The 17,495-nt window shown below is 36.3% G+C and carries 13 protein-coding genes and 1 pseudogene; all 14 read left to right on the top strand.

Going from position 1 to position 17,495, the window contains the following annotated elements:
* The first annotated feature begins 2 nt into the window (after positions 1 to 2).
* The 14 genes and pseudogenes from EL259_RS08395 (at position 3) to EL259_RS08330 (ending at position 17,492) form a co-directional block, all read left to right on the top strand.
* Positions 3 to 542, top strand: coding sequence for a TadE/TadG family type IV pilus assembly protein (locus tag EL259_RS08395; protein WP_126600717.1), 540 nt, complete (start codon positions 3 to 5; stop codon positions 540 to 542).
* Positions 520 to 1,161, top strand: coding sequence for a tight adherence pilus pseudopilin TadF (tadF, locus tag EL259_RS08390; RefSeq protein WP_126600715.1), 642 nt, complete (start codon positions 520 to 522; stop codon positions 1,159 to 1,161). Before EL259_RS08395 ends, tadF begins: the two co-directional genes overlap by 23 nt.
* A 6-nt stretch (positions 1,162 to 1,167) precedes the next feature.
* On the top strand, positions 1,168 to 3,012 hold the full coding sequence (locus EL259_RS08385) for a TadE/TadG family type IV pilus assembly protein (RefSeq protein WP_126600714.1): 1,845 nt from the start codon (positions 1,168 to 1,170) through the stop codon (positions 3,010 to 3,012).
* Between the two features lie 384 nt (positions 3,013 to 3,396).
* A complete protein-coding gene (locus EL259_RS08380; protein WP_126600712.1) occupies positions 3,397 to 6,327 on the top strand; it encodes a YadA-like family protein in 2,931 nt (976 codons plus the stop codon).
* A gap of 367 nt (positions 6,328 to 6,694) precedes the next feature.
* Complete coding sequence (locus EL259_RS08375; RefSeq protein WP_126600711.1) at positions 6,695 to 7,285, top strand: hypothetical protein; 591 nt, start codon at positions 6,695 to 6,697, stop codon at positions 7,283 to 7,285.
* Between the two features lie 182 nt (positions 7,286 to 7,467).
* Positions 7,468 to 7,620: pseudogene (locus EL259_RS08760) on the top strand (hypothetical protein); the annotation flags it as partial.
* A gap of 9 nt (positions 7,621 to 7,629) precedes the next feature.
* Complete coding sequence (locus EL259_RS08365) at positions 7,630 to 8,901, top strand: hypothetical protein (protein WP_126600708.1); 1,272 nt, start codon at positions 7,630 to 7,632, stop codon at positions 8,899 to 8,901.
* Entirely contained in the window at positions 8,902 to 11,094 is a 2,193-nt protein-coding gene (locus tag EL259_RS08360; protein WP_126600706.1) for a YadA-like family protein, read from the top strand. It begins immediately after the preceding gene.
* 375 nt (positions 11,095 to 11,469) lie between these two features.
* The gene (gene aphA, locus EL259_RS08355; protein ID WP_126600704.1) at positions 11,470 to 12,213 is read left to right on the top strand and encodes an acid phosphatase AphA; all 744 of its coding nucleotides are present in this window, start codon (positions 11,470 to 11,472) and stop codon (positions 12,211 to 12,213) included.
* Positions 12,214 to 12,241: 28 nt separating this feature from the next.
* Entirely contained in the window at positions 12,242 to 12,892 is a 651-nt protein-coding gene (locus tag EL259_RS08350) for a DUF1045 domain-containing protein (protein WP_126600702.1), read from the top strand.
* Positions 12,893 to 12,975: 83 nt separating this feature from the next.
* Entirely contained in the window at positions 12,976 to 13,938 is a 963-nt protein-coding gene (locus EL259_RS08345) for an oxidoreductase (protein WP_126600700.1), read from the top strand.
* Between the two features lie 95 nt (positions 13,939 to 14,033).
* Positions 14,034 to 14,963, top strand: a complete 930-nt coding sequence (accD, locus tag EL259_RS08340) for an acetyl-CoA carboxylase, carboxyltransferase subunit beta (protein WP_126600699.1) — start codon at positions 14,034 to 14,036, stop codon at positions 14,961 to 14,963.
* A gap of 27 nt (positions 14,964 to 14,990) precedes the next feature.
* On the top strand, positions 14,991 to 16,313 hold the full coding sequence (folC, locus tag EL259_RS08335) for a bifunctional tetrahydrofolate synthase/dihydrofolate synthase (RefSeq protein WP_408608241.1): 1,323 nt from the start codon (positions 14,991 to 14,993) through the stop codon (positions 16,311 to 16,313).
* A gap of 108 nt (positions 16,314 to 16,421) precedes the next feature.
* Complete coding sequence (locus EL259_RS08330) at positions 16,422 to 17,492, top strand: AI-2E family transporter (protein WP_126600695.1); 1,071 nt, start codon at positions 16,422 to 16,424, stop codon at positions 17,490 to 17,492.
* The last annotated feature ends 3 nt before the right edge of the window (positions 17,493 to 17,495 follow it).

Raw genomic sequence — 17,495 nt, 5'->3', positions numbered from 1 at the left:
GGGTGCAATTACTTCAACGGATTTCCCAATTTAAACGCCAACAGAAAGGTGTTGCCAGTATTGAATTTGGTTTAACGATAGGTGTTTATTTGTTAGTAATTTTCATGATTTTTGAAATGGGGCGTATTGCGATAACCAATGCTTATTGGGATTTAGCCGTTACTGAAGCAGTACGCATTACTAAAAATCAAGATCTCCGCTCATCTGGCGGCGATTATGCTCAAGTTTTAAAACAGCAAATCGTCCGCCAATATAATCGTTATAGCGATAGTACTGTAATGGGAATTTTTGCCGCTAAATTACAGCCACCAGCTGTGACGGTAAATTATGCAGATAATATGCAAGATCTTTTAAAAGCCGTAGCAAATCCAAAAGGACAAGGGTTTACGAATAATAGTCGTAATGCACCTTTAGCACGGTATTTAATTACCTATAATTATCATTTTATGTTTGGATTACCTTTTTTAAATAATCCTGTAAATCAGTTATTTACTCGTCAATTTTTTGTGGTTCAAGAGTATGAGCGTTCAGACTTTAATTAAATTTCAGCTTATCCGTTTTTATCGTGATATGAGTGGTGCGGTGATTATCGAATTTTTCTTTTCGATTATTGTGTTGCTATTGCTTTTTTTCTTCATGTTTGATTTAGCTTTCACACGAGGAGAAATTGGGAAATTAGATAATTTATCTTATTCAATGGTGAATCTATTACGTGAACGAACACAACTTTATAGTGTAAATGGACACGTTAATGAAAATCTTTCTCCAGCAGAAATGCGAAATGGAAAAATTTTCTATCAAGATGTAGATAATTTTCGCATGCTGGCGAAATCAATGTTTTATGGCGATCCGCATGATAAACGTCCGCTTTATATTGTTTTAGGCTCTTTACAATTTGCAAAAACACCGCTTGATGCGAAACCACGCCTCGCAAATCCGACAACTATTTTGCAGGGCGATACAAACGTTTGTCATCCAACGACAGATTTAAAAACTTTACAGAATATTGCTCCCCGAAGTGAAGTGGATAACCAACGCATTTTACCGCTTTATCAAGTGACGGTTTGTGTACCATCGAAAAGTCTATTTAAATCATTCTTAGCGGGTAAAAATTATACGGAAGGTTTACTCCGTTCATCATCGGTTACCGTAGGGCGTTAGGAGAGAATGATGAAGCAGAAAAAATGGTTTAAACACTCACAAATTACGCAAAAACTTACCCATAAACTTTATGATTTTTATCATGATGAATCAGGGGTTTATGGTGTGATGACAGTATTATTAACGGCTGGATTAATTGGTTATATCGCTTTTGTTGTCGATGGCACGGGAATTTTGCTTGATAAAGCCCGTTTTACTCAAGGGCTGGAGCAAGGCGGATTATTTTTAACTGCTGAAGATAATTATTATCGTGGCAATAAAAAAACATGGGAAGTTAATAGTCAAGCAAGTTTTCCAACAGGAAACTTAACTGCTCATCAAAAGAATTTAATCAAGGTATTTGAAGAAAATGCTAAGGCTAACCACCTTGATTTTCAGGGAAATAAGCAGAAACGAGATTTTGCATATAAACAATATTTGCGCAATATTCAGATGTTAGAAGAATTAGTGCGCAGCTATTATTTACCTGAAAGTTATGTCGATTATACCACAAATGGGAATGCGCAGAATAATTTTAATATTGATGATCACTTTAGTTATCGTTGTGATTATCTTAAATCTGGCAAAGATGTAACCAATAATATTGGATGTGTTGTTAACGGGGATTTCATGCGTCCATCATGGCTTTATTGGGGCGATAAATATAAAAATGAATATGGTACAACCTTTAATCGAACTGAAAAGATTACCGCTGATACTATTTTCGTTACCAAAAAACGTGAAAATGTCCCTGTTGATATTATTTTTGTGAGTGACTTGTCTGGTTCAATGAATGAGGGGTTAAGTACTTCGCCAAATTCAACCAGTAAAATTACGATGCTAAGACGTGTATTTAAACAAATAATATCTGATATTTTAAAACCAAGCCAAACTAGTATTCCAAACTACAATCGTATCGGATTCGTTGATTTTGCATTGGGTGCTCAACAATGGCATGGAGATAAGCAATATTGTACATTACCTTATGTTCTGCCTGATACAAAAATGGAGTTTTATCGAATAGTGCATGATTGGTGGAAGGGTGATTATTACCAAGAGGTTAGTGCAACATTAAAAGATCAGATGGAATATAACTATTCGCATGGTTATGAATATAGGGACTGGTCTAGGTTTGAAAATGGTATTGATTATCTTAATACATTGAGACTTATAGATACGTTGAGTGGTAGTAATTTAGATACAAAAAATATGGTCGTTTTCCCCAAGGGAAGAATTTGTCTAGGGAAAAATAAAAATGATATATCAACACATGCTTGGTATAACAGTACTTCTCAAGATTTAGCTAAAGCTATTAATGATTTTAATCGTATCACTCCCGACGGTGGAACGTTATCATCAGCAGGATTAATTCTAGGAACGAATATGATGATGAATGTAAATCCAAAAACTGCGAATTTAAATACTAATACAAAACGTTTAATTGTTATTTTATCTGATGGCTATGATGAGGGCGCAGATGGTGATCCATCTTCAATTACCCAAACTCTGATTGCACCAAATAGCGATGGCTCGTTACGTGCAGATCGTTTTAATAATGAGGGCAAAAATGAGATGGGGCTTTGTGATCGGATTCGTCGACGTGTTAATACCTTACAAAAAAGCGAATATAAAACTTTTAATACAAAAATTAGTTTTATTGCTTTTGGATATGGCTCAAAAAAAGAATTAAACTCACAAGATAACCAACAAGCCGCAGCTCAACAAAGAGAGGCGTGGCATAAATGTGTTGGTGCGGGGAATTACTATTCTGCTAGCAACGAAAATGAACTTCTCGCTGCTTTCCGAGCTGCGACATCGGTAACGGAAGAAGTTGGGTCTGTTAGCGATCAAAAATTACAATTTGCGAATTAGACAATCTTTTCATTTTAGGTAATAACGCCTCAAATTTCATAAATTTTTTTGAAAATTGAGGCGTATTTTTTGTTATACCAAAATGAAAAAATATTCATGAATTTCAAATAGTTTGGAGATTAACTTCAAAAAGAATTTAAAAATCATATCCTTATGAATAAACAGGAAATAAATTTCCTTTAATTATGCGTGTTCACTCTAATAAATTAAACCTCTAGAGGTATTAACCCGCTCAAAATTTTATATTAAATAATATAAACGTTGATCAATTGTACAAGATTTTACACAAAATAGGTTAAGGGATTAATCATTGTATAAAATAATACATAATGTATAATCAATGCGCGCATTTTTTAATTAATTTCATTTCCAAAGGACTTACATATGAATAAGATCTTTAAAGTTATTTTTAATAAAAATACGCACCAACTCGTTGTTGTTTCTGAATTGGGGAAAAGTAAACATCAAGGTACCTCTCTTGCGAATTCATCTACGTCATCATCAATTAAACATGGCGTTGCGATAGCAATTCTAGGATTATCCACGTTGGCATTAAGCATTCAAATGGCATTTGCACAAGATGCACCGATGACAACAAGTGCTAATCAAATTGATCCAAATTTGATTGTTGGCAACGACCCAACATCAAACGATGACATGTTAAGAAGTCGAACTATCAAAAATACGCAAGTACATGAAGTCGGTGAAAGCCCTTTTACGGAAGAACCATTATTAGCAACAGATACAGTCAAAAAGACATGGTTAACGCCTGATAATTTACTCGTAATCGGTAAAGTAAGAAAGAGTGAAACATCATTTTTGCATCAGTTATCACATCTAACGGGGCATCAAGATATTGATGCGGTAGATATCGAAGAATTAAAACGTTTCTTTTTATTAGGCTACATTAAGGGAAATACTAATACTGGTGGAACCTCCAATAATAATCAATATTGGCGATCTACTATTCAAATTATTGGCGCTCAAGCGGATGCCAATAGTCACTATTCATCAGATAACTTAACGACGGTTTATTCCAAAAATGGAAGTGCTGATAGTACGATTACAATCAAAATGAAAGATGATCCTACGTTTAAACAAGTGACTCTGAAAAATGAGGCAGATCCACTAGCAAAAACGATAATTGATGGGCGTGGTGTCATCATTCATACTGCAGACGGCGGAAAGGTAAGTTTAACTGCACAGGGTTTGGATAATGGAAATAATCCAATTCGTAACGTAGGCGATGGCGTACAAGATACGGATGCGGTGAATCAGCGACAATTGAAAGCCGCAACGGCAGGACTTGCGGATAAAGGTTTAAAATTAAGTGCTAATAGTGGGGATACTGTAACCAATAAATTAGGCAGTGAAATCAGTGTTCAAGGGTCTGGTAACAAAGCGGATTTGGAATACAGTTCAGAAAATATAAAAACTAAAATAAATCAGAGTGCCGATAAAACAACGATTGATATTATGCTGGCGAAAGACTTAATTGATTTAGATGGGGTCCATATTAAAGATGGACCTAGTTTAACCCAAATGGGAATTGATGCCGCCGATAAGCGCATTTCCAATGTTGGAATGGGAAAAATTACTGCTAATTCTGGCGATGCAATTAATGGTAGCCAGTTTTATGCATTAGGTAATATTTTAGGCCTAACGCCAAATAAAATCTTAACAGGATTTACCCCGCCCACGTTCCAGCCTCTTATTAAAACGAATGGGGATATAGGGGCAGAAGCAATAGACTATCAAACCGCAATAAATGATTTAATCACGAAGATTAATCAAGGATTTATAGTTAATGGGAATAGCATGCTCCCTAACACTACGAATCAGCAATATCTTGGCTCAACAATTAATATTATTGGTGCTACGCCAAGTGACGGTGTCACATATTCAGATAGAAATATCACCACGGTTTACCAGAAAGATTTGCAGGGTAATGGAACTATTACGATAAAAATGTCGGAAACACCAAGTTTTGAGCAAATTACACTAGGAAAAGCCAATTCTCAGTCACATACTATTGTTGATGGTAATGGATTAATTATTCATTCTGCCAATGGCGGTAAAGTTACGGTTACAGAACATGGTTTAGATAATGGGGGAAATGTCATTGCGAATGTGGGCAAAGGTGTGGCACCTACAGATGCTGTAAATAAATCTCAATTAGATGAAGCAATTAAAGATTCAATTGTTGATGTCACAGACAAAGGATTGCTTTTTGGTGGTAATAGCGGACATACCGTGACGAATAAATTAGGATCAGAAGTCATTATTAAAGGGAATGGTCATGAGGACGATTACCAATATAGTGGCGAGAATATAAAAACCCGTGTTAATCAAGATGCATCTGGAAAAACCACGATAGATATTCTACTGGCTAAGAATTTAGCGGTAGAAAGTGTGACAGCACATGATCATGTAATGATTGGTTCTAATGACCAAAATGTTACGATAAAAGATTATGGTATTCATATTCAAAATGGACCAAGTTTAACTGTTGGTGGTTTAAACAACGCAGGGAAAGTCATTTCTAACGTGGCAGATGGGGTAAATGCGCAAGATGCAGTAACGATTTCACAACTAGAAAAAGTATATAACGTTATTAAAGATCAACTGGATAAAGGACTTGATTTTTCAGGAGATACAGGAGAAACGGCTAATACGGCTATTGGTTCTAGTGTAGAAATTTTAGGGGATCAAAATATTCAAACGCATGTTGAGAAAACGGCGGATGATAAGACGAAAGTGAATATCCACTTAAATGATCATTTAAACGTTAAAAACATTACCTTAAAAAATGATTCAATAGGTGGCACAACGATAGTTAATCAAGAGGGAGTGGCAATAAAATCTGCGACTGGTGAAAAGAGTGTTAGTTTAACAAGTCAAGGATTGGATAATGGCGGTAATGTAATTTCAAATGTGGCAGATGGTAAAGCTCCCACTGATGCAGTGAATGTTAAGCAACTCGATATTCTGGCGAATGATGTACAGGATTTGAAGAAAAATATTGGGGTCAATGTTGGGAGAGCGTTATCTGATATTCATCATCAAATTAAAGAAAATCGTAAAGAATCGCATGCAGGGATAGCTGCGGCTATTGCTACGGCTAACTTACCACAATCATTTTCTGCGGGAAGTAATACGGTAAGTGCTGCAGTTGGTATTTATCGTAATCAACAAGCGATCTCCATTGGTGTATCTCGAATTTCTGATAATGGTAAATGGACAGTAAAAAGTGCCATTACGCAAGATACGCAAAGTAATTTTGGCGCAGGAATGGGGTTAGGGTATAACTGGTAATTCTCTTGTCTGTTAAAACAAAGAGCCTTAATTGTCTAAAATGATAATTAAGGCTTTTTTCTTTTTAATATATATAAATAAATAACAAAAATTGAAATAGGATTCTTCTAAAATCAAGGAATATTACCGGTACAGGATCTATAGTAGCACCACAAGGTGGCGTAGCATTAGGTGCATTAGGTGCATTTTCTATTGCCGATCGTGCGGGACTCCCTGTTGATTGGACAAATGCAAAAGTTGGTGATCGCCCAGCAAGTAAAATATCTGTGCTAAATGGTGTGATAAATCAAAATATCGATCCGATGAAAGGACAAGTTTTCGGTCTAGGGTCGTTATCTGACATGAAAGCGATACAACATACTGCCGAATACACAAGGGGGCAATTTCTGTTGGTGGCGTAGGACAAGCTACAACAGGTGATAATCCTAAAGATCCAAATACTGATAAATATCATAAATGGCTTGGCACGGCTTATGGACCAGAAGAAGAATATACTCGACAAATCACACACGTTGCGGCGGGTTCAACAAATACGGATGCAGTTAATGTGGCCCAATTGCGTGGGGTTGCGGCCGTCATTCCAACTTATATTTACGTTAATACGAATAATCCTAATCAACCTTCAGGGCTTGATCCAGAATTTGGTGGTGCGCCAGATGCTAATAAAACTAATCACGGTATGGGGAATGTAAAAGCGGGGGCAGTAAATCCTTATGATATCACCATTGGGGTAAATGCAATTACTATACCTGATAGTACAACATCTCATACTGGGCAAGCTATATCGATTGGGCATAGTAGCACGGCAGCTGGTCCATCAGCGATTGCTATGGGGGCTTCCGCATGGTCGCAAATGGAAAGTATTGCAATTGGTAATGCGACTCAAGCAAATGGTATTGCTTCATTAAGTATAGGGTCAGGCGCAAAAGTCAATCTTGATAATAGCAAAAAATTCTAACGATAATGGGGGCGTGGCAATTGGGCATAATGCAATTGTTAATCATAAAAATGGAATTGCATTAGGTGATTCTGCCTTAGTAAGCACGTCAGGGGGAATTGCGATTGGTTCAGGATCTAATGCCGATACCGCAGGAGGTATAAAAGGATTTAATCCGCTTTCTTTAAAGGGTAAAAAAACCAATAACACCAGATACCAATGCCTTTCTTTCTACTGCAAATGTAGGGGCAGTTTCCGTAGGGGCTAAAAATAGTGAAAAAACAATCTACCGTCAAATTACTCATGTTGCCGCAGGTTCAAAAGATACAGACGCGGTCAATGTTGCACAATTAAAAGATCTGATTGTGCTCGGCTTAAATGTTTACGGTAATGAAAATCAAAGCGGAACGACAACAAATGGTCAATATCTTGGTTCTAGTATCAATATTATTGCTAATCCAGCCAATGGCGATATTCAGAAAGATTATTCTACTCAGAATTTGACAACGGTTTATTCACAAAATCCTCAAGGCGTAGGGACCATTACGGTAAAAATGAAACAAAAACCGCAATTTCAACAAATTACTTTAGGTAATGGTACCAATAAACCTAACACAGTGATTAATCAACAAGGTGTCACCATTACACCTGATACAAAAACGAACCCTCAAGCACAACCAGTATTCATTACTTCGGGTGGTTTAGATAATGGCGGAAATCAAATTAAAAATGTAGCAAATGGCATTCCGAAAGGAAAAACATTAACAGATGCGCCGAGTAGCAATGGTGCAACGATTGGCGATCTAAAACATGCTTTATCACCACTTCAAAACAATACCATCACGTTAACGGGTAATACAGGTGCTACAACCGCTGAAAAACTTGATCAAAAAGGCGGTTTAAACTTTAAGATTGCGGGAGATGAAGATATTACTACTAGTGCAAGTGGTAATGATGTCACCATCCAACTTAATAAGGATACGAAAGCGAAAATCGATAATGCCGCAGACAAAAACTTATCGAATATCACACCAGCAGGCAAGAAAGTTATTACTAGTTTAGGTACAATCGTTGCTCAAGGTGACAACGTCACAGTAAAAGAGACTGAAGATAAAACGACAGGACAACATACCTATACTGTATCAGTTGATAAGGACTTAAAAGGACTAGATGGAGTTCATATCATAAGCGGTCCATCTATGACGAAAAGTGGTATTGATGCAGGTAATAAAGTCATTACGAACGTTGCCCCTGGTAAAATTACACCAGATTCAAAAGATGCAGTGAATGGTAGTCAAATTGATTCATTAGGTAAAACGTTAGGTTTAAGCCCAGACAAAAATGGAACAGGTTTTGAAACACCGAAATTTACTCCGATTACCCAACCAGATGGAAAAGTGGGTATAGCACCAACCGATTACAAAAATGCGATTGGTAATGTTACTAATGCATTAAACAAAGGCTTTATTATCAATGGTAATACTTTGGGGCAAGGAACGAAAGATGGTCAACAATACCTTGGTTCAACCCTTAATATTATTGGTCAAAAAGCCATATCAGGTGTCACCTATTCAGCTGACAATTTAACAACTGTTTATACAAAAGATGCTCACGGAAATGGTACTGTTCTGATTTAAATGAAAGATCAACCACAATTTAAACAAGTGACTGTTGGTGATGGTACAAGTAAACCAGACACTGTGATTAATCCAAAAGGTGTCACTATTGCACCAGATACCAAGGCTAATCCAAAAGCACAACCAGTATCCATTACCTCAGGTGGTTTAGATAATGGCGGTAACCAAATTAAAAATGTCGCAAGCGGATTGGGTGGCGAATCTATTGATAGAGCGACAGGAAATGTTCTTAAAAATGGGGCAACCATTGGCGATATTAAAAAGGCGATGCAACAAGTTAACGCTATCGATGATAAAGGATTAAGTTTTGGAGCGGATAAGGCAGAAACAGCACAGGGTAAAAATCCTGTAACCAATAAGTTAGGCAGTGAGGTCGATATTCATGGAGATGGTGGCAATATTACCACCACTGTTTCTCAAACAGATAAAGACGGCATTAAAACGGATATTAAAGTAAAACTCAATTCTCATATTACCGTTAAATCTATTACTGGATTAGATAATGGATCTTTAAAATCAGGTTCAACAGATGCAGTTAATGGTGGTCAAATTCACTCATTATCTCAAGTTTTAGGTATTCATCCGAAATCAGATAATAGCGGTTTTGACGCCCCTAAATTCGATAAAATTTATGGTATTAATGGAAAACCACAAACAGAAGACAGTAATTTTACGGATACGCTTAATCATGTTATTACAACTTTAAATAAAGGATTCATTATTCATGCAAATCGTAATTTAGCCAATGGTCAGCAATACTTAGGTTCTGCATTATCCATTATTGGCGCCTCTGAAACTGGATCAGAAAAGGATTATTCATCTACCAACATTACAACGGTTTATTCTAATAGCCAAGGAAATGGAACAGTAAAAATTATGATGAAAGACAATCCTGATTTTAAACAAATCACTGTAAAAGATGCTGCTGGTGGGGCGAAAACTACACTTAATCCGAATGGCATTATTATTACCCCTTCAGCTGGAAGTGATACCAAACCTGTATCAATTACTTCAAAAGGTTTGGATAACGGGGGTAATCAGATTCATAACGTAGCTGCGGGAAGTGCTAAAAATGATGCCGTTAATAAAGGACAACTGGATAATGTCGTAAGTAAAGCTATCAATCAATCTACAACGGACTTAACCGATAAGGGATTGAAATTTAACGGAAATGAGGGTGGTCCTGTTACCAATAAACTTGGTAGTGAAATAGATATTAAGGGGGCGGGTACTAAAACAGATAGTGCATATAGCGGAGAAAATATCAAAACAAAAGTTAGCCAACAAAATGGTAATACAGCGATTGATATTATGCTAGCGAATGATTTAGAGAATTTGAGTGGCATTCATATTAAAAATGGTCCATCTATGACTGAAAAAGGGATTAATGCTGGTGGCAAGGTAATTACGAATGTTGGTGAAACCTATAAAGATATGCATGCTGCAGCTACAGTTGGTCAATTGAAAAAACTGTATCTTGACATTAAACACGGTGAAGCGCTACCTGCTAAAGGCTTAGATTTTTCCGCAGATACTGGCGGTTACGTAAATAATCCATTGGGTTCTACAGTGGAAGTCTTGGGGGATGGTAGCAATATTCAAACACATATTGAGAAAACAAAGGATGAGAAAACAAAAATTAATATTAATTTAAGTGATCATATCCATGTAAAACAAATTACGATACAAGATACTCCAGAACAAGGCTCAACAACGATTAATGATCATGGCGTAACAGTAAAATCAGCCGATGGAAAACAAGTTTCTGTTACCGATAAGGGACTTGATAACGGGGGCAACGTGATATCAAATGTTGCAGAAGGAAAAGCACCAACCGATGCCGTGAATGTAAAACAACTTAATGTATTATCTAATGAAATCAATACACTAAAAAACAGCATGGGAGGAGATATTGGTAAGGCCCTTCGTGATATGCGTCATCAAATTAAGCAAAATCGGAAAGAATCGAATGCAGGAAGTGCATCTGCTATTGCAGCAGCAAACTTACCACAACCATTCTCCGCAGGACGAAGTATTGTTGGCGCAGCAATTGGAAGTTATCGTAATCAACAAGCAATTTCTATCGGGGCTTCTCGAATTTCTGATAATGGTAAGTGGATCATTAGAAGTTCGATTACACAAGATACGCAGCATAATTTTGGTGCTGGTATGGGATTTGGATATCAATGGTAGAAAGTCGTTAAATTTTAGCGATGAGGGGGAACTCAAGGAAGAGCCCCATTTTTACATGCCGATAAAAAGAAAAAAAACCAGCCCGCAGGCTGGTAGGAAAGTAGTTTAGCTATTTATTTATAGTAACTAGTTATAATGATTAGGAACTTTATGAATACCAAGCTGTTTAATACATCGCTTGATGGGGTGCATGATATAAAAAAATAATACCCTTGCAAAGTGTAATGTTAATATTTATTGATTTATGTCAGAAAAAATATTTTTTTTAACTTTTTATTCATTACCTTATTACATTATGTGATCTACGTCACAGTGTAACTTGTTATTTTTTCTTAAAATATTAAAGATTATCAATCATACCAAAGAGGGTTCCCCATGAATAAAAATATTAAGTTACTTGCTTTAGCAGTAGCATTAGGTACGACGGTTTCTTTTTCAGCCAATGCAAAGGTTAACGTCCCTTATACCAATCAAGGTTTTTACACAAATGCACCATCTCAAGTAGCGGTGCATTTTGTTTCTGTAAAAGATATTGAGAATAGTCTTAAAGATCAGAAACCTATGACGGTAACCTTTGATATCGATGATACACTTGTATTCTCCAGCAGTTATTTCCATTATGGTTTTGATTTTGGTAAAGAAATGGGTTGGGGTAGCACACCAAAAGAAGTACTCCATTCTCAAAAATTCTGGGATTATATAGCAGACAGTGCTGATAAACTTTCTATTCCTAAAGAATCTGCGAAAAAAATTATCGCAATGCACTTAAAACGTGGGGATAAAATTGTATTTATTACTGGACGTACACCTCGTTCTGATGCCAAAAATGGAACAGTAACTGAAACGTCAAGAGTTCTACAAAAATACTTCAATATGCCGTATCCACCAGTGATTTGGTACACATCTGATACCCCACGTGATGGTTATAAATTTGATAAAACTTATTACCTCAAAAAAGTTGGCTCAAGCCTACATTATGGCGATTCAGATGTCGATATTCTAGCAGCACGTGAAGCAGGAATCCGAGGTATTCGTGTACAACGTTCTGCATCATCAACAAATCCACAAAATTTAAATGGTGGATATGGTGAAGAAGTAGTTATCAACTCTTCTTGGTAATCCCTCTTTAAAATAGGTAGGCAACGATATGAAAAAATTACTTTCCACAATCGCTTTATTATCAGCAATTCCAGCGGTTAATGCTGCACAATACGATGTATTCATTGATTTTGGAAGTAAGGTACAAAACAATGTTGCTACAATTTCTCACGCTCTTGAGGGCGTGGGAATCAATAGCCTTTATAATGAAGGTTATGTTGTACATATGACATTGTATCTTACAGAATATCAAAAAGAGGCATTACCTAAGATTAAAAAAGTTGTTGATAATGTAGCAACACAATTTTCACCATTTAAAGTTCAATTTACTGGATTACATGCAACACCAGGATATTGGCTAATGATGGATGCACAAAAATCACCAGAATTACAAAAACTTTCTGATAGTGTTGTCAAACAACTTGTTGATATTCGTGATACAAGTGCTGAAATCCCTGCATGGGCAAAAAATATCCCAGAAAAAGCAGCGAGTTTCAAAAAATATGGTTCACCGAATGTCTTTGCCAACTTTGATCCGCATATTACATTAACTACACCAGTAAATAAGATTGATTTAAGTCAATTTTTCCGCAATTATCCATTTACGCCATTTAAAGGTGAAATTAAAGGAATTGGTATTACGGAAGCGAATGATTTAGGACAATCTAAAACCGTAATTTACTATAAACCGTTAAAATAACCGCAGGATCACCATTTCTCCCTATCTATCGCCGTCATATTTTTGTAAAATAGGCGGCGTTTTTTCATTGGAGATAAATAAATATGTTAAAAGTTGCGATTGTTGCAGAATATGCATTAGCCGAAAAAGTAGTACAAGCTATGGAACACCATCATTTTGGTCAAAAAGTTGAACAGTTAACAACAGTGACTTTTAAACCTTTTGATGAAGATAAAGATCTTCGCTTTCATAAAAAAGCGGTACCAGAAGTATCAGTCGAAGATGTTGTATGGAGCGAGTTTGACTATGTATTATTTGCTGCAACATTAGAACAAGCACCTGTTATTGCCAAAGCTGCAGATGAAGGTTGTATTGTTATTGATATGTTAGGTGTATGTGCAAATTTACAAGATATTCCATTGGTTGTGCCATCAATTAATGATGAGCAAATTGAACATATTCGTTATCGAAATATTGTCGCACTACCAGATGCACAAGTCACTCAAGCCGCACTTGCATTAGATTCATTGGTAAAATCACAAAGCATTCAACAAGTTGTAATTACTTCATTATTGCCAGCCTCTTATGTTAATGAGGAATGTGTAACAGAATTAGTTGGTCAAACTGCACGTTTATTAAATGGAGTACCACTAGAAGAAGATCAGCAACGTTTAGCGTTTGATGTATTCCCGAAATATAAACTGTCTGTTCCAACCCAGTTACAGCGTATTTTCCCAGAATTGAATAACGTGATTTTCCACCAAGTTCAAGTTCCAGTATTTTATGGACTTGCACAGATGATTACAGTGAATTTTGATCTTGATGTTACACTATCTTTAAAACATCTATGGGAAGACGAAGAAATGTTTGATGTTCAGCTCCAAAAACTGGTCACACCAGTGAGTAATGGATTAGCTGAAAATGAAGAAGAAAGTGCAAAATTACACATTTGCCAAATTCAAGAACATCTACGTGGTATTGAATTTTGGAGCATTGCTGATGAGCAACGTTTTGATATCGCTAAAATGACCTTAGAATTGGCCGAACGAGTGACAACGTCACTTTAATTGGTGATATAAATTCGCTTAATTTATCTTTTTGTGTTTTAATAACGCAATATTTTTTCATTTTTTCAACGCATTATCATAATAAAGGAAGCATAATGAGCTGGATTGACAGAATTTTTAGTAAACAAACCTCCTCGAGTGGTAAAAAAGCAAATATTCCAGAGGGGATTTGGACAAAATGTACGGGATGTGATCAAGTTCTGTATCGTGATGAATTAACCCGACATTTAGAAGTCTGCCCGAAATGCGGACATCATATGGCAATTGATGCGCGCTCCCGACTATTAGCATTTTTAGATAAAGATAGTACGCAAGAAATTGGTGCAGATCTTGAACCTAAAGACGTGCTTAAATTTAAAGACTTAAAACGCTATAAAGAGCGTATTGCTCAGGCTCAAAAAACTACAGGTGAAAAAGATGCATTGATCGTGATGAAAGGTACATTATTTGGTATGCCTGTTGTCGTATGTGCCGCAAACTTTAATTTTATGGGTGGCTCAATGGGATCTGTTGTAGGTGCTAAATTTGTACTTGCAGCAAACGAGGCCATGACACTAGGTTGTCCATTAATTTCTTTCTCCGCAAGTGGCGGTGCGCGTATGCAAGAGGCACTTATCTCGCTTATGCAAATGGCGAAAACGAGTGCAGTACTTGCTAAATTAAAAGAGGCGGGTTTACCATTTATCTCTGTTTTGACTAATCCGACATTTGGTGGTGTTTCAGCAAGTTATGCGATGTTAGGCGATATTATTATCGCAGAACCAAAGGCTTTAATTGGTTTTGCTGGTGCTCGTGTTATTGAACAAACAGTTCGTGAAAAATTGCCAGAAGGCTTTCAACGTGCAGAATTTTTATTAGATAAGGGTGCAATAGATATGATTGTCAAACGTGCCGATATGCGAGATAGCATTGCAGATCTATTAGCAAAACTAATGCATAGACCGAATCCTCTTATGCCAGTAGAACAACCTCAAATTTTATCAGAATGTGAAACAGGTTGTGATACAGATACTGAGGAAATGTAGGGTACAACCATGCAAAATCATCATCCAATGATACTTAATGAAGAAACGCCACTTAGCCAGTGGCTTTCTTATTTAGAGCAGGCTCATGAAAAAGTAATTGATCTTGGATTAGAGCGAGTGGCGGAAGCTGCACGTGCGTTAAATCTTACAAATATTGCACCTTTTGTAATCACAGTCGGTGGTACGAATGGTAAAGGGACAACTTGTCGTTTACTTGAAATGTTACTTTTACGGGCAGGTTATAAAGTAGGCGTATATTCATCTCCCCATTTATTGCATTATCGTGAAAGAGTACGAATCAATCATCAATGCTTGCCTGATGAAGAGCATTGCAAGTCATTTAATTTTATCGAGAAAAATAAACCGAATTCCTTAACCTATTTTGAATTTGGAACGTTATCAGCCTTTAACCTTTTTAAAAAAGCAAAATTAGATGTGGTCATTCTAGAGGTTGGGCTTGGCGGTCGTTTAGATGCAACGAATATTATTGATAGTGATGTTGCTGTTGTTACGAGTATCGATATTGATCACACTGCTTTTTTAGGCAATACACGTGAAGAAATTGCGTTCGAAAAGGCAGGTATTTTCCGTGCAAATAAACCCGCTATTGTTGGTGAGCCAGATGCACCAATGACACTATTAAATTATGCGAATGAATTAAATTGTAAATTGTTCTGTCGCAATCGTGATTGGTCTTTTTCAGAAACAGGCGATACTTGGGAATGGCATAGTAAAAATAAACAATACAAGCATCTTCCTAAACCGACGATTCCACTAGCTAATGCGGCCACGGTCATTGCAACATTGCAATCTTTACCGTTCTCCATTGGCGATGAAATTTTAAAAGAGGTGCTAGAAACCGTTGAATTAACAGGACGTTTTCAAACAGTTTCTGCAGAGTTACGCCAAAAAATTGCACAAAAATATCAGCTAAATGAAACGATGATGCCAAACCTTATTTTAGATGTTGGGCATAATCCGCATGCGGCAAGATACTTATCAGAACGTATTACGCAATTACGTAAAAAAATGATCACGCCCGATTTTTCGGGGAAATTTTATGCACTTTGTGGGGTATTGCGTGATAAAGATTTAGCGGGTATTTTAACGCCATTAATTCCAGTTATGGATGGTTGGAATTGTTTAACATTAAATGGTGAACGTGGACAGTCTGGTAATGTGATCGCAGAAAAGCTAAAAATATTGGGCGTAGATTCACCAATAAAAAGTTTTGATGTTTTGGATCAAGGATTAAGCCAAATTTTATCAGAGTTAAAGAGGGAAGATACACTGATTATCTTTGGTTCTTTTCATACCGTCGCAGAGTTTTATCTTCTTATTGAAGAATAAGTGACGCCGTCACAATAGTTTATAACTAAATTAGGGAGTTTTCTTCATGGCATTGTTTAAGAAAATTCCTTATAATCCTCACTAATCGTTGTTTTAAAGGGAAAACTGATGTTTACATTATTAAAAAATTGGTATATTCGGCGATTTAGCGATCCGCAAGCAACAGCATTTTTAGCAATTCTCATTTTTGCGATTTTAATTGTTTATTTTTTTAGCAACTTGTTGGCACCATTATTTATTGCAATTATTTTTGCGTATTTACTTGAGTATCCAATTTCTTTATTACAGAATAAATTTCGCTTGCCACGTTTATTGAGTGTGATCATTGTCCTTTGTACGATGCTCGGGGTTGTTTTTGTTATTTTATTTGGATTATTCCCGATTTTATGGAGCCAGCTTGTGAAGTTGGTGACTGATTTACCTACAATGTTTAATAAAGCAAATATCTGGTTGTTAGATTTACCAAAACATTATCCAGAATTTGTTGATTATCAAATGGTTGATAGTATTTTTTCTGGAATTAAAAGTAAAATAATGGGATTTGCAGAAACCGCACTGACTTTTTCTGTTTCTTCATTAGTGAATCTTGTGACGCTAGGCATTTACGCATTTTTAGTTCCATTTATGGTCTTTTTCTTATTAAAAGATAAGAAAGATTTGATTGATTATGTTGTTCAATATTTGCCACGTAATCGTGCATTAGTTCGTAAAGTTTGGACAGAAATGCAATTACAAATGGCAAACTATGTACGTGGAAAACTTTTAGAAATATTAATTGTGAGTATTGTAACTTACGCTATTTTCTTATACTTCCACCTAAATTATGCCGTTTTACTTTCTGTTGCTGTGGGTATTTCTGTTCTTGTTCCATATATTGGTGCCGTACTTGTGACAATTCCTGTTGCATTAGTGGCTATTTTCCAATTTGGGACCACATCAACATTTTGTTATTTGATGATTGCTTATGTTATTACGCAATTATTAGATGGTAATGTCGTTGTACCATTTTTATTTTCTGAAGCGGTTAATCTCCATCCATTAACAATCATAGTATCTGTACTTATTTTCGGTGGATTATGGGGTTTTTGGGGCGTCTTTTTTGCGATCCCATTAGCTACGCTGATTAAAGCCATTGTAACATCTTGGCCATCGACTGAATCTGAAGTACAGAACTTGTAATTC

Source organism: Actinobacillus delphinicola, from assembly GCF_900638385.1.
GTDB classification, from domain to species: domain Bacteria; phylum Pseudomonadota; class Gammaproteobacteria; order Enterobacterales; family Pasteurellaceae; genus Actinobacillus_C; species Actinobacillus_C delphinicola.
Note: the sequence above shows the minus strand (reverse complement) of the source record. Positions and strands in the feature narration are given on the sequence as shown.

Bases quoted from the DNA above. Each gene is read 5' to 3' on its own strand.
- tadF (WP_126600715.1), top strand. From the start codon at position 520: ATGAGCGTTCAGACTTTAATTAAATTTCAGCTTATCCGTTTTTATCGT.
- EL259_RS08385 (WP_126600714.1), top strand. From the start codon at position 1,168: ATGATGAAGCAGAAAAAATGGTTTAAACACTCACAAATTACGCAAAAA.
- EL259_RS08380 (WP_126600712.1), top strand. From the start codon at position 3,397: ATGAATAAGATCTTTAAAGTTATTTTTAATAAAAATACGCACCAACTC.
- EL259_RS08360 (WP_126600706.1), top strand. From the start codon at position 8,902: ATGAAAGATCAACCACAATTTAAACAAGTGACTGTTGGTGATGGTACA.
- aphA (WP_126600704.1), top strand. From the start codon at position 11,470: ATGAATAAAAATATTAAGTTACTTGCTTTAGCAGTAGCATTAGGTACG.
- EL259_RS08350 (WP_126600702.1), top strand. From the start codon at position 12,242: ATGAAAAAATTACTTTCCACAATCGCTTTATTATCAGCAATTCCAGCG.
- EL259_RS08345 (WP_126600700.1), top strand. From the start codon at position 12,976: ATGTTAAAAGTTGCGATTGTTGCAGAATATGCATTAGCCGAAAAAGTA.
- accD (WP_126600699.1), top strand. From the start codon at position 14,034: ATGAGCTGGATTGACAGAATTTTTAGTAAACAAACCTCCTCGAGTGGT.
- folC (WP_408608241.1), top strand. From the start codon at position 14,991: ATGATACTTAATGAAGAAACGCCACTTAGCCAGTGGCTTTCTTATTTA.
- EL259_RS08330 (WP_126600695.1), top strand. From the start codon at position 16,422: ATGTTTACATTATTAAAAAATTGGTATATTCGGCGATTTAGCGATCCG.